Below are 12,836 nucleotides of genomic sequence, written 5' to 3'. Positions count from 1 at the left end.
GGGAGCGGGGGCCCAGGTGCCTTCGGTGCCCTCACCCGCTGGAGAGCCGGAGACGCCGAAGTTCTTCGAGCTGCCGGCGAGTACAGAAAACGGCGATGCCCTCTTGGTCGCCGTCACCGACATCACTGCGAACCCGTTCAATGACCGCGATCTGGGGGACCTGACCGGGCTCAGCGAGAGCATCGTCAAGGACGACCTGCTCCAGGACATCGCTGTGATGCACACCACTGAGTTCGCGAAGTTCTACCCAGCGGAAGCCGCAGGCATGGGGACGAAGTACGTCCTTGCCTTCGGTGAGCGCCGGTGGCGTGCGCACATGGCCATCGGGCGGGACGAGATCCCAGCGGTCCTTCGGAACGACGTGGCTCCGAAGATCCGCCGGGTCCTGTTCGTCGAGAACTTCCACCGCAAGCAGCTCTCGGCCGTCGAAGAGGCGCGGAAGTTCCAGCGTCTCCACGTTGAGGAAGGGATGAGCTACCGCGAGATCGTTGAAGAGCTCCACCTCAAGAGCGTGAGTCACGTCTCCCGGCGCCTGGAGCTCCTGGCCCTGCCCGACGAACTTCAGAGCATCGTCGGCACCGAAGACGGCCCCGGTGTCACGCTGGCCCGCAGCATCCTCTCGAAGTTCTCCGAGCCCGAGAACCAGATCCGGGCCTGGCACCTCATCAGGGATGAAGAGATCACGCTGAATGAAGCGGTTCACCGCATTCACAGCGGCGAGGATGTTCCTCCGGGGAACGACGTCCTGACTCAGCGGACCGCCGATACGGACGAACAAGGGTCGAAGAAGCCTTCGGATACCTCACCGGCTGCCGGCACCAAACAGACAACGCCCACGGAGAACACGCAGCAGTCTTCGGGCGCCGGCCAGGCACCCAAGAAGGAAACAACGAAGGTCAGCACAGGTCAGAAGAAACCCCTTGCCGACAAGGAAGCCGTTCAACGCAACCACGCCTCCGCCGACCGTGACGCGGCGTGCCAACACTTGATCGGCTCAGACACGAAGTTGAGCAGCGAGCAGCACGACTCGCTGTACGCTCGTACCTTGCTGGCACCCATGCAGCCCGGCCCGGCCCGGACCCGGTCACACCGGTGGCTGCGCGAAGCGGGCTGTGCGGAATTCACGATCAACGACACGGACTCGTATTTCGAGGCCGTACTGTCTTCGGGCAAAGCGGAGTTGATCAACCGAGTCACCTTCGCAACTGCTCTCGCTGCGGGTGAGATCCGGGCCCGTGACGGGCGTCGGCAGTGGGACCGGACCGACGCCGAGCACGTTCGGCTCCTCATCGAGGCCGGCCAGTACCGCCCCCAGACCGAGTGGGAGCAAACCCAGCTCACCAAGTTCGGTGTCCCATTCCCGGGCGCAGACGAAACAACCGACTCCGAACCCATCGACTGACTGGAACGATGATGTCTACCAAGACTCTTCCCAGGCGCAACCTGCGCCCTGGCGGCCGCAACTGGCCCTTGCTCCTCGCTGCCTTCATCATCACCGGCGGCAGTGCCAAGACCAGCAGCGTCATCATGCTGGGCGCCACGCTCGCACTGCGCGGGTACAAGGTCCGCATCTTCGACTTCGACCATCAGCGAAGCGCCAGCCACATCCTCTGTGCGATGGACGAGCTGCCGGCCGGGCACGGCACGATCTACGACCTCATGCATGGCGACTCGCTTGAGGACTGCTCGACCCAAGCCCGCTACCTGATCTCTCCAGCTGACCCGGAGACGGAAACGCCGGCCGAGTACGAGGACATCGAGAACCTCAAGATCGTCCCCGGCTCGCGGAACGTCAAGAACTTCGACACGGAAACCGGCCAGGAGGGCAACGAACAGCTCATCCTGTGGTTCCGGGAGCTGTGCGACTCCTACGAGGGGGATGACGATGTCTGGCTGCTCGACCTTCCGGCATCGCTGAGCAAGCTCGTCGTGTCGGCCCTCATCCCGTTCCAGGAAGACGACGAGATCGTGCCGCCCGTTCTGGTGACGAGCAAAGAGCAGACGGACCTCAAGGCCACGTTCGAGGAACTGGCAGAGCTGCGAAAGCAGCAGAACAAACGCTCGCGGGGCCGCCGGTCGCTGCCTACGGTCAAGCACATCGTCATGTGCGGCACTCCGACGGCGAGCTACGACGACCCCGAAGGCCACATCACGGTCGCCGCCATCGAGCGGATCTACGGCGAGCACTTCCAGCTGCACAAGGTCCGTTGGAACAAGCCTGTCCGGCAACAGCACCGCCGCCAATCACCGGTCTACGCCTTCGGCCCGAAGAACGCCGCGGCGATCGAGGACTACAACAAGGTGGCCACAGCTCTCGGCTTCGTGGACTTGAATCCCACATAGCGCCCACTGTTCCCCTGGGGAACACACAGGCCCGTACCGATCGCGGAAGACGGCAGCTCCCGCGCCCGGTACGGGCCTTTGCCGTGCGACCACAGATTACGCGGCCGGGCCGAACGCCGGGTCGTTGGTCATCAGGTACCAGGCATCCGTCTCGTCACCACCCTGGACGGCCAGGCGCAGCGGCAGAACGGATGGCTGCGCCTTCTGGAGATCCGTCTGCACGCCCTCCATCTGCATCGCCCGCGGGATGACGTAACGGTACGCCTTGCCGCCGTCGAGGACTTCGACGCAGGCGGCGACCTCGGAGCGGCCGCCGATCCTCGGCGGGCTGAACTTGTAGTGCTTGGGCGCCGTGGGGTCGGTGCCAGCCGGGGTGATTTCAGAGATGGTGCCGCCGCCGAACACGGCCTTGAAGTTCTGGCCGTTCCACTGCTGAAGGTCCACCTCCACGGTGGCGCTGTCGCTCGTCTGGAACGTCCGGCTGGGGAAGTCCGCCTGAGCGCTTTTCACTTGCTCGAACTGCGGTTCTTCACTGAACTTCAACGAATCCTCGCTGGTGAGGCCCACCGAGTACCAGCCGGTGGGCATCGTAACCGTGGCGTCGGCCGGCGCTTCGGTACCGACCCGAGCAAGCCAGACTCGGGTTCGTGCCGGGATGACAATCTGTGTTGCGTTGGTGATCTCGCCAGCCATGGCGGTCTCTCCTCGTGAACAGGGGTTAGGGCCGGGTCACGATGGAGAGAGCGCGGTGTTAACGTCCCGGGCTCAGAACTGCGCGGGCACGGAATACACGACGGGGCGGGCGCGAGCCTCGGCGAGCAGCCGGCTGATCCGTTCGCGCTTCAGGTGCTCCTCGATCGCGTGCCGCGTATCCAGACACGCGAGAGGCGGGTGGCGGATCATCCGCACGGGCATGCCGAAGCTGAACCGCGCGATGGGAATCGCCGTCACGGCCGCACTCCACTCCTCGGAGATCGAGTCGTTCGGCTCCTCGTCGAACACCACGGAATCAGTGGTGCCGACAGCGGTCCACACGCCCACGCCGTTGAGATCTGCGTCAACGAGGGCGATGGCCACAGCGCCGGGTTCGGTGAGGTTCACGGGGCCTCCGTATTGGGGTGAAGGGTGATGAGCAGGCCCATGAGCCAGCGAGGTTGCCCGGTGACGAGCGGCGAGTCGATGAGCACCCCGGAGGGGCGTACGTGGTTGATGACGGGCTGGCCCGGCTTGAAGGGGGCGTCGGGGAGTTCGGTTGCGGCGAGCGCGCACACCAGCAGAGTTCGGCGCATGGCTGCGGGTCCCGGCCAGCCGCCTGGGTCTCCGTACAGCTCCAGTGAGACTTCCGGCTCGGTGGCCCACCGCAGGTTTCGCAGATCACCGCCGGGCCCGGGGGCGACGCGCAGGTGAGGCCACGGGGCTTCTCTGGTGCCGGAGACCCGTCCGGGCCCGCCGAGGGCTTCCTGAACCTTGGGGTGCTCGGCAAGCCAGGCGAGGACGACAGAGACCGGATCGGTGTCGGCGACGGCGTACGTGTCGCTCATAGGTCAGTCGCGCCCGCGAGCGAGGTATCCGCTGTTGCGGAGCTGGCGGGCGTAGTCGGGGGAGACGTGCGCGCTGTCACCGGGCCGCAGGTCCCGCCCGTCAATGCGGAGGTGGTGGGCGAAGGTCACCTTTTCGGGTTCCTGGCCGGTACGGAGCGGGAGGCCGATGACGGTCACGGGGGCCTCGGCGGTCGCGGTGTCCGGCTCGGTGGCGGGGGTGCTGGTCTTCCTGGTGTTCGTCATGACGCGGAAGAGTGCAGCAAGCGCGGCCTTGTGTCGCCCGCTCGATCCGCGGACTGTTCCCCTGGGGAACAGCTATCGGCGTGCGGCGACCACCGCGGCGGCACGCGCCATGTAGAAGGCGCCCTTCGCCTCCAGGTTCCCCGGGTACACGGTGCCGATTTCGGCAGCGACAACCCAGCGGCCCTGGGCGACGACCTTCACGGTGACGGTGCTGCCCGTCACCACAGGCGGTAGCGTGCTGATGTTGCGCGAGATGCCGTCGGGGATGCTCCGAGCGTGACACCGGCAGTTCTTGATGTTGGCGACCGCCCGGGACGTCTCGTCACGCGGCGCCTTCATGTACGTGATGGGCCCGACACCGCGGTGCTTACGATCCCAGCTCATCGAGTTGACCTCGAAGCGAAGGTTGTCGGGGACCTCCTGGCCCTGAGCGCCGACGTGCGTGGGGCGCACCTTGTTGTCGCCGACAGTCACCCACTGCTTGGTGGGCGGGGCGAACACCTTCGCTTGGCGCTCGACCTGGCGGGCGATCTCGTGGACCTTCGGAGCGATCATCGCTGCCAGCTTTTCTTCCAGGCCCGGCTCGACATGGAACTTGGCCATCAGGGCACTTCCGGAGGATTCAGCGTTGCCGTCACAGCGATGTAGTCAACGGCCCCGTGGCCCGGCACCTTCTTCAACGAGGCCGTGGCCACGGCCCAGATGCGGGCGCCGTCGCTGAGGACGTCGCCGGGTTCGAGAGGCCAGGCGGCCGGATCGACCCGAAGAGTCCACGAACCGTCGGTCTGCTCGTTCGCCGCGCCGGGCCACGTGCCGCGCGGCGACGGGCGGGCGTCCGGGGGCGGCGGGACGGGCACGCCATGCGCGTCCCGGGCCCAGGGGTGCGCCAGGACGTAGGCGGTGAGTTCCCGGTCAGGGAGAAGGACGGCCAAGGCTATCCCTGCCCAGCGGCGACGAGGGCCTTGGTGATGCCGGCGTTGACGGCACTCACGTAGGAGGTGAACGTGGCGGTGATGTTCTTCCGGTTGGCCCGGGTCATGTCGCCGTTGAGGAAGAACAGAGAGCGCTGCGCGGTGGTGAGTTCAAGCTGTACGCCCATGCCGCGGGTGTTGCGGTTGCAGATGTTCGTGGGGTCGTTGCCGTTCAGTTCCTCGCTGGCGAGCTGCACGGTGAAGCCGGCGTCCGCGAGGGACTGCCCGATCTGGTCCCGCAGGTTGTAGTCCAGGCCGCCGAGATAGGTGAGGGGCGTGGCGCCAGCTGCACCGTGCCAAGAGATGACGTGGGAAGCGGACCGGGTCATGAGGAGGGCCTGCGGCTCGTCGTAGCGGGTGGAGGTGATGTGCAGGTCGCTGTTGGTCCCGGCTGCTTTGAAGGCGTCCAGGGTGTAGAAGTCGTGCATGTCGCCGGCGGCTGCGGCGGCAAGTTCCGTGGTGCCGGTTTCGATGCCGCCGCCGTGTATGGCCAGGTGCAGCAGCGTGGAGAACTGCGAGATGCGCCAGGAGCGCTGATAGTCGATGCCTTCGATCTGCCCGCCCGCCAGCTCTGCGTACGAGTTGTAGAGGTCTCCCATGGGTGTCCTGTCTGCTCAGTTCGGGTGGCTTACCAGCGGCGGTAACGGCGCCCGTGTCCGTACGGCCAGGGCACGGTAGGTGTGACGCCGATGGGACGGTAGAGCCGTTTGCGGTACCCCGAGAGCGAGTCCAGGGCGGGGAGCGCGCCGGCCTGCCCTTGGGCGGGGGGTGTGTCGTAGCTGACCGACTGGCCCTCGGCGGACAGGGAGGTGACACGGCGCTGTCCGCCGTCGGCCTCCGGGTCGTTGCGAATGCTCTCCGCGGCGTGTGCGACGACGTACCGGGTGATGGGTTCCTCGGCCGCACCGTCCAGCCCGACGAGAAGCCGTACATCATACGTGCCATCCAGGTTGTCGCTGTAGCTGACGACGGTGGCCACGTCGTCGAAATCCTGGACCGGCCAGGCCCGCGGATCGGTGAAGGCGTAGCCGTACAGAGGGGTGACCGAGTTCAGGGACTGGGGGCGCGGAACCAGGGGGCGGCCCAGGTATCCCACGATGTCCTTCTGGGCTTCGGCGATAGCGTCCCGGTACTTCTCACGCTGCGCGGCAGTGATCGGCAGGGACACACCGACCTTGGAGGCGATCTCCTCGGCGGACGCGAGGAGCCCGGTGCCCAGGGGGAGGTCTACGCGGACGGTGCGGTCCGTGGCAGGTTGCTGGTCCTTGGCCGGGGTGAAGGTGACGGTGCACCAGTACCGCCCATCCGGCAGGTTGTCAGGAATCGTGAACCGGTACACGGTCGCGCGTAGGCGCGCGGCCGGCCCGGCAGTCGCCACGACAGTGCCGTTGCGGCCGGGGGCCTCGTACAGGTCGATCCTGCTGACCTGCCCGCCGTCCACGTCGGGGTCGCACAGCGCCCCGGCCCAGACGGGTCGGTAGTCGTACACCGCCACCTGATTTCTCCTTTACTCGCCGGCGTGCGCCGTGTTGGTCTGCGCGTGGAGCTGAGCGACGATGCGTTCGGCCTGGGCGCGCTTCAGTTCAGCGCCGACCGGGACGAGCAGACGGGTGGTCGGGGTGCGGTAGGTGCCAAGTCCGACGTGCTCGACCAGGCGGACGGTGCAGCGCATGGTGCTGCCGTACGGCATGACGGGGATGAAGATGGTGTCGGGATCTGTCGGTGGCCGGCCCGTCGCGTCGTCCACGATGCGGTCGCCAAGCTGCGCGGGGAGGAGCTGCTGGGCGGTGGTCAGGGGCTCGTGGACGGGCTCGGGTGCGGGCTCGGCCGGGGGTTCCAGCGGGGCCACATCGGGGATCTTGGTATCGGTGTCGTCCGCGACGGCCTTGTCCTCTGGGGCCTCGGTGATCTCGGTGTCGTCCGGGGCGGGCTTGCGGGTGCGGGGCGTGGGCACGGGTCCTCCTGCTGGTGGGCGGGTGTTGAGCGAGAACCCTGGACCTTGCGGGAGGCTTACGTCGCGCCGTGGCGTTCCTGGGCGAGCGGCCACGGCGCGACGGGCCTCGCGGCCGTCAGGAGTAGGTGTAGCCGCCGGTCTTCGTGACCGCGCCCGCCTCGTCACCCACGACTACGTTCACCGCTCCTGCTGCTCCTGCGGGAGCGGTGACCTGGATTCGGCCGGAGGACAGCACCTTGAGAGCCGTGCCGGCCGTGTTGCCGAACTTCACGTCGGCGACCCCGTCGAGGTTGGTGCCGGTGATGGTGACGACGGTCCCGCCGGCGGCCGGGCCTCCGGCAGGGTTGATGGTGGCGATCGTTGCAGCGGGGAACAGCTTGTCGATCTGCGACTGCCGCAAGATGGTCCCCGCCTTGAAGAGCAGGGTGCGGATCGACCCCTCGGGAACGCTGTCGCGGGTGTCGTTCGGGCGGGTCCCGAGGTCGTGCACCCGCGTCGAGTACACGTCTGCGGTGACCCGCTTCTCCGGATCGCTGGCCGCGGTGGCGGGGAAGGCCGCCTTCGTGATTCGGGCGCCGGCTGCGTTGTACAGGCCCATGGTGGTGTCCCTTCTCGGTTTCGTACGGAAGGGCGCAGGATGCAGGAGGGGGCGAGCTTGAGTCGCGCACTGTCGGGTCACAGGATGCGCAGGTCGTCCCAGCCGTCTGCGGTGACGGAGAAGACGAGCAGGCCGGGCTGGGAGACCTCGCCGGACCGTACGGCGTACCAGTCGCTGCCGTTGTCGAGGGTGGGGGCCTGCACCCACAATCTGCCGTTGCCGAGCTGCTGTGCGCGGAAATGATGGAAATGTCCCGAGACCAGAATGCGGGCGTCGGCGATGGGCTGGCGGCCGAAGCTCTGGCCCTTCCACCAGTCGGCGGCCTTTTCCGGGCGGGCGTACTGGTGACCGTGATTGAGGCCGACGATCGTCCCGGCCATGTCCAGGGACAGGGTGTCGCGCCAGGGCTCGGGCATGGCAAAGGAGACGTGGCCGTACGCGTCGGGGTTACGCCCGTAGGCATCCGCTATCTGGGACATGACCTCGATGCCCCAGTCGTCTTCGGGCGGGCCGACGGCGTCCTTGCCTCTGCGGACTCTGGCGTGGTTGGAGCCGACGGTCGCGGCGACGACGCGGGGGAAGGCGGTAGCGAGCCGGTCCAAGCCCTCGAAGGTCAGCCGGCGGTGCAGCCTCACCATCTGAGTAAGCGTCAAATCATTGGTATATGCCTGACTTGTTACATTTTCGAATCCTTCGATGCAGTCGCCAGCGTCCAGCCAGTACGCGGAGTCCGGGGAGCGGCCGATCTTGCCGAGATCACGAAGATGATCCTGAAGCCGGTCGAAGCGGTCAGCGACCCGGGCGACGAGCTCCTTCGTACCGCCGTCGCGGCCGACCTTCCCGGCCTGCGGGTCGGCGTACACCACGGCGAGCGCCCGCGCGGTCGTCTCGGCAGCTGCGCGGGGCTTGCGGCGCCGGCGCATGGCGTCACGGATGAGGGCGCTCAGGTCTTCGGCGGACGCCCAGCCGGGCACAGACGGCTCGATCAGGTAACGGCAGCGCCACACCGGCCGGGTGACGGCGTCCTCGCCCTGGGCGTCGCGGTGCCAGGCCGCCGGATCGTGGCGGGCCTCCACCAGCCGTACGCGGTAACCCTGCGGGACGACCAGGCCCAGCTCCTCGACGCGGGAGCGCCACCCGGTCTCGTTCTGCGCCGGGGCGTCGGCGGCGGGAGCGGTGACGAGCATGGAACCACCGGGTTCGTACCGGACTCCGGGCTCCCAGCCCTTGGGGGCGCTCACGGGCGGCCGGGTGGTCTCGGGCACGGTGGTCTGCTGAGGGGAAGCCGGGGCGAGCAGCCGGTCGAGTTGGTCGTCCAGGCTCATCGTGCGCACCTGCATCCGTTGGACGAACCGCGGCGCCGGTGCCGGGCGACGGCCGGCGACTGAACGGTGTGGCCGCTCGCGGTGAGGGTGTCTGCGATCTGCGTCGACGTGATGGTGGGAGTGTCCAACACCTCCCGGACCTTCCGTGCGGTGGCGTCGTCCAGCGCTTCGAGGATGTTGCCGACGGTGCACCGGGGGCCGCGTACGGCCGGGGGCGCGTCGGCCAGCTTGTCGAGGGCCGCGAGCAGCCCGTTGGTGTCTGCCACGGCAGTCCTCACTCTCCTGATAGGGGACGGGGCCCGGACCGTTCAGTCCGGGCCCCGTAGTGGTGTGCTCCGCCGGTTAGTTCGGAGTGGTCCAGGAGCCGAGGACGAAGCTCTCAGGTCGGGAAATTTCGAACCCGAGTCTTTCGTCGGCGCGGAACGTGAGGACACCGCGCTCGAAGTTGTCGCTGTTCTCGCTGGAGACGGTGACGGAAACGTTCTCCCGGTCGTAGATCTGGGCACCCATCCCGAAGGCGCCCAGAAGGTACTGCCCATCGGGCATGGCCGTGGTCTCCACGACGTTGACCCTCCACACCTTCTTCTGCGCGCCGACGGCGACCTGGAGCGCGACGCGGAACGCGCCGGTGTCGTCGGTTTCGACCTCGACGTGCTCCCACATGGTCGGGGAGAGCACGACACCGGTCGGCTCGTACTCGGCCAGGAGCGACTTCGTCATGGCGCGGCGCATCTGGATTGAGAACTTGTCCTTCGGGTCCCCGGTGTACTGCTGGACGCCCGGCGTGTTGAACAGGCCGGTGAGGGATGTGCCGTCGGTACCGACGGAGTGCAGGAGGTCGAAGTCCTCGGCGAACTTGATGCCCTCGATGAGCCGCGAGTTGATGAACTGCTTCAGCCGCGGCTCATCCGAAAGGATGTTCTTGTGTCCGTCCAACATGTGGGAAATTTCTGCGATCGGGAAGGCCACGGGCTCCAGCTTCAGCTTTGAGCGGGGGGCCCGGCCGAACACGTCGGTGTCGAGGCCGGTCGGTGCGCTGACGCCGTCGGCGGCCCGGCGCTCGGCGACCTGTGCGGCGTTGTTGACCCACCCGGTCTCACGGATGCCGAGCAGCACCGCGTTCTTCGTCTTGGCGGCCGGGAACAGGTCGCGGATGTGCCACTTGCGGCGCTGGGCCTCGGTGATGCCGAGATCCTGAACACCGCCGAGGGCCTGGTGGGTGTGGGTTCCGGCGGAGAGGCTGAAGATGGACTTGCCCTCCATCTCGGCACGGATGAAGGGGCGGTCCTTGAAGTCGGCGCGGGCCGCGGCCTTGTACGCGTCGGACTCCACGAACATGTCGCCGAGGCTCTTGGCCTCGTAGCTGTTGCCCGGGTTGCCGCCGTAGAACTGGCCGGCTGCGGAGGAGCCGTCGGGGGCGTCGAGGTAGTCGTTGAGGGATGCGGCGCCGGTCGCGGCGTCGATCAGCCCCTTGATCTCCTGGGCGTTCTTGACGGCTGTGACGTACGCGTTGCGCTGTTCGGTGCTGACAACGAACGCGCCGTTTTCCTCCTTGAAGGTGCCGGCGATGCGCTCGGCCTCTGCGGTCTCCGTGGCGAGCTGCTTCTTGAGGCCGGGGAGGAGGCTCTTGTCGGTGGTGGCGGTTGCCATGGCTGATTGCACTCTCCTGTGCTGGATGGGCGATTGCGTGCGTCGCTCGCCCGGCCAGCACCGGGACGCCTCAACGCGAGGCGCATGAAAGAGGAGTGCGGCAGTTAACGTCTCGGGCTCCCGGGCGCGAAAGTTCGCGATGCCGGGAGCCCGGTGTTTGCGCAGCTCAGAGGGCTAGCGATGCGAGTGCTGCCTTCACCTCGTCAGCGTTCAGGTGGACTGTCTCCTCGTCCTGGTTGTCGTCGCTGGGTTCCTCCTCGCCGGTGTTCCCCGGGGGAACAGTGCTGTCCGTGTCCGTGGAGGGGGTGCCGCTGGTGCCGTCGTCCGTTTCGTCGTCCCAGCCGTCCGTGATCTCGTATTCGCTGTCCCACAGGTCCAGGGAAGAGCCGGCCGGGGCAGAACGGGTGGTGTCGTTCATGGGGAGTCCCTTCTTCGCGAGCGTGGTGAGCAGCTTGGTGATGGTGGGCTTGAGGTGGCTCAGGTGGGCGGGCTCGGCATCGGATATCTCGATGAGGGCTGTGGCGTCTTCCAGGGCCATGGCGGTGGGCTGGACGAAGCGCGCCTCGATCGCTTCGTCTCCCGCGACGGCGTGGGTGCTGCCAGCCACCGGAACTGCCACGGTGGTGAGTTCGACGGGGGCAGGGGTGCCGAGGTCGATGTCCCGGCCGGCCGCGGTGTACGGGATCTCGTAGGTGGTGTTCTCGTTGCGCAGGTGGAGCGAGGCGATGAACCGGTCCGGGTACGTCGCCTCGATCGCGACGAAGCATTCGTCGTCGCTTTCGGACGCCAGGAGAGTGCGGGCCGCGTCCCTCAACTTGTCCCGAAGCTGCTCGTAGGAGAAGGGCAGGGGTGGATGCATGGCTCCTCCAGGGAGCGTCAGGGGCGGAGCGGACTTGGCTTCGAGTACGACCTGGGCGGCGGACTTGTGCTCCACGGCGCGGTGGCGGCTGTGGTTGGCCCCGTCGGCGGACTTGGCCTCCAGGACGATCTGTGCGGCCGACTTCACCTCGACCGGGGCGGGCTCGGGCTCGGCGGCAGGCGCTTCATCCAGGTCACCGCCCAGTGGCACGAACAGGGTGTCCGGGCCGCGTACGACGGCCACTTGGTCGAAGGTGACTGGGGTGGCCGGGACCGCTGGGGTGTCCGGCAGGTCGTATCCGAGAGTGACGTGCGGGGTGAACCCATGGTTGGTGCGGACCTTTTCGGAGTACACCGAGGTGCTGAGCGTGTCCATGATGCGCTGGCGCAGCTCGGCGAGACCGGGCACGTCCAGGGGCACCCAGGTGGGCTCTCCGTCACCGGTATCGGGGAAGCGGCCGATGCCGCCGATGGTGCCCTTGAGGGTGTCGCGGCCGGTAACGGCCGGGGTGATGATGTCGCGCAGGTCGTCGGGGTGACCGCCGAGCTCGCCGGCATCGCCGAGATAGGCGAGCGTGACGTGCAGGTGGTCGGCCGGTGTGCCCCCGGGGTGCGCGATGCTGGCGGCCACGTCCGCGGGCAGACGCAGCGCAATCATCACGCCGCGCCCGGTCTGGGATTCAGCGGCCTTCAGTTCCACTGCGGACCACGTTGCCTTGCGCTCCAGGTCCCCTCCGGAAGCCGGGGAGGCGGCTTTGACTTCCAATGTGCGCGTCATCGGGTGGGCGCCGTGCAGGACCGGGCTGATCTCGTAGAGGTCCAGGTCGTGGATGATGCGTACGCCGTCGTGGCGCTTGGACGCCCCGCCCGTGACGACCTTGTAGCCGATGCTGAACTGCGCTTCGCCGTTCTCGTGCCACTGCTTGACCTGCTCGTAGGTGTCGCGGCCCCGGGTAGTGCGCAGGTTGTACTGGACCGTTGCGACCAGGCCGCCGGCCCCCGTCGGCCACACCGCGCCCCCGGGTATCGAGGCGAACCGGGGGTCTCCGGGCTTCCACTCCTCGATGTCGAGGACGATGCCGACAGGGTCCTTCCACTCATGGTGCCAGGCCGCTTTCACTCGCCGGGTGGCCAGAGTGCGGGCGAAGGCGCCGGGGACGATGAGGTCTTGCACCTCGTCCACGACGCCGGTGACGGCGTAGATGGCGCGCACCATGCCCTTGCCGTTGGCGGTGCGGCGGTACGTTGCGTTCGCGGGCGGTGTTCTCGGCACGGCGGGTTCCTCCTGGGCGGGCTGGGTGCGCACCGTGCCCTCACAGGGGGGTTAGCGTCCCGTGGTGCCCGTCTGGCGGC

16 protein-coding genes are annotated in these 12,836 nt (G+C 67.6%); 2 read left to right on the top strand and 14 right to left on the bottom strand.

Annotated features, from left to right (window positions below; translation table 11 throughout):
- The first annotated feature begins 16 nt into the window (after positions 1-16).
- The gene (locus tag ACWDZ4_RS20605; protein WP_451509848.1) at positions 17-1,402 is read left to right on the top strand and encodes a ParB/RepB/Spo0J family partition protein; all 1,386 of its coding nucleotides are present in this window, start codon (positions 17-19) and stop codon (positions 1,400-1,402) included.
- An 11-nt stretch (positions 1,403-1,413) separates the two neighbouring features.
- Complete coding sequence (locus ACWDZ4_RS20600; RefSeq protein WP_451509847.1) at positions 1,414-2,343, top strand: ParA family protein; 930 nt, start codon at positions 1,414-1,416, stop codon at positions 2,341-2,343.
- Positions 2,344-2,439: 96 nt separating this feature from the next.
- Here the strand turns inward: ACWDZ4_RS20600 and ACWDZ4_RS20595 are convergent, their stop codons facing one another.
- The 14 genes from ACWDZ4_RS20595 to ACWDZ4_RS20530 all read right to left on the bottom strand — a co-directional run bounded on the left by ACWDZ4_RS20595 (position 2,440) and on the right by ACWDZ4_RS20530 (position 12,756).
- Complete coding sequence (locus tag ACWDZ4_RS20595; RefSeq protein ID WP_451509846.1) at positions 2,440-3,036, bottom strand: phage tail tube protein; 597 nt, start codon at positions 3,034-3,036, stop codon at positions 2,440-2,442.
- Between the two features lie 72 nt (positions 3,037-3,108).
- Positions 3,109-3,444, bottom strand: a complete 336-nt coding sequence (locus tag ACWDZ4_RS20590; RefSeq protein ID WP_451509845.1) for a hypothetical protein — start codon at positions 3,442-3,444, stop codon at positions 3,109-3,111.
- Entirely contained in the window at positions 3,441-3,884 is a 444-nt protein-coding gene (locus ACWDZ4_RS20585; protein ID WP_451509844.1) for a hypothetical protein, read from the bottom strand. The genes ACWDZ4_RS20590 and ACWDZ4_RS20585 overlap by 4 nt, the downstream gene beginning before the upstream one ends.
- Positions 3,885-3,887: 3 nt before the next feature.
- On the bottom strand, positions 3,888-4,127 hold the full coding sequence (locus ACWDZ4_RS20580) for a hypothetical protein (RefSeq protein ID WP_451509843.1): 240 nt from the start codon (positions 4,125-4,127) through the stop codon (positions 3,888-3,890).
- A 72-nt stretch (positions 4,128-4,199) separates the two neighbouring features.
- Positions 4,200-4,730, bottom strand: a complete 531-nt coding sequence (locus tag ACWDZ4_RS20575) for a hypothetical protein (RefSeq protein WP_451509842.1) — start codon at positions 4,728-4,730, stop codon at positions 4,200-4,202.
- Positions 4,730-5,059 (bottom strand): hypothetical protein, encoded by a 330-nt coding sequence (locus ACWDZ4_RS20570; RefSeq protein ID WP_451509841.1) that lies wholly within the window; start codon positions 5,057-5,059, stop codon positions 4,730-4,732. The genes ACWDZ4_RS20575 and ACWDZ4_RS20570 overlap by 1 nt, the downstream gene beginning before the upstream one ends.
- Positions 5,060-5,061: 2 nt before the next feature.
- The gene (locus ACWDZ4_RS20565) at positions 5,062-5,697 is read right to left on the bottom strand and encodes a poly-gamma-glutamate hydrolase family protein (RefSeq protein ID WP_451509840.1); all 636 of its coding nucleotides are present in this window, start codon (positions 5,695-5,697) and stop codon (positions 5,062-5,064) included.
- A 29-nt stretch (positions 5,698-5,726) separates the two neighbouring features.
- Positions 5,727-6,593, bottom strand: coding sequence for a hypothetical protein (locus ACWDZ4_RS20560; RefSeq protein WP_451509839.1), 867 nt, complete (start codon positions 6,591-6,593; stop codon positions 5,727-5,729).
- Positions 6,594-6,605: 12 nt separating this feature from the next.
- Positions 6,606-7,052, bottom strand: a complete 447-nt coding sequence (locus ACWDZ4_RS20555) for a hypothetical protein (protein WP_451509838.1) — start codon at positions 7,050-7,052, stop codon at positions 6,606-6,608.
- Positions 7,053-7,167: 115 nt separating this feature from the next.
- Complete coding sequence (locus ACWDZ4_RS20550; protein ID WP_451509837.1) at positions 7,168-7,650, bottom strand: IPT/TIG domain-containing protein; 483 nt, start codon at positions 7,648-7,650, stop codon at positions 7,168-7,170.
- Positions 7,651-7,727: 77 nt separating this feature from the next.
- Positions 7,728-8,975 carry a hypothetical protein gene (locus tag ACWDZ4_RS20545; protein WP_451509836.1) on the bottom strand — a complete coding sequence of 416 codons (1,248 nt, stop codon included), beginning with the start codon at positions 8,973-8,975 and terminating at the stop codon, positions 7,728-7,730.
- A complete protein-coding gene (locus ACWDZ4_RS20540) occupies positions 8,972-9,241 on the bottom strand; it encodes a hypothetical protein (RefSeq protein ID WP_451509835.1) in 270 nt (89 codons plus the stop codon). The genes ACWDZ4_RS20545 and ACWDZ4_RS20540 overlap by 4 nt, the downstream gene beginning before the upstream one ends.
- Before the next feature lie 76 nt (positions 9,242-9,317).
- Entirely contained in the window at positions 9,318-10,625 is a 1,308-nt protein-coding gene (locus ACWDZ4_RS20535; protein ID WP_451509834.1) for a phage major capsid protein, read from the bottom strand.
- A gap of 166 nt (positions 10,626-10,791) precedes the next feature.
- The gene (locus ACWDZ4_RS20530) at positions 10,792-12,756 is read right to left on the bottom strand and encodes an HK97 family phage prohead protease (RefSeq protein WP_451509833.1); all 1,965 of its coding nucleotides are present in this window, start codon (positions 12,754-12,756) and stop codon (positions 10,792-10,794) included.
- Positions 12,757-12,836 lie beyond the last annotated feature (80 nt).

This window comes from Streptomyces sp. NPDC003016, from assembly GCF_053591455.1.
The sequence above is the reverse complement of the archived record's forward strand: the minus strand, read 5'-3'. Positions and strand labels throughout refer to the sequence as shown.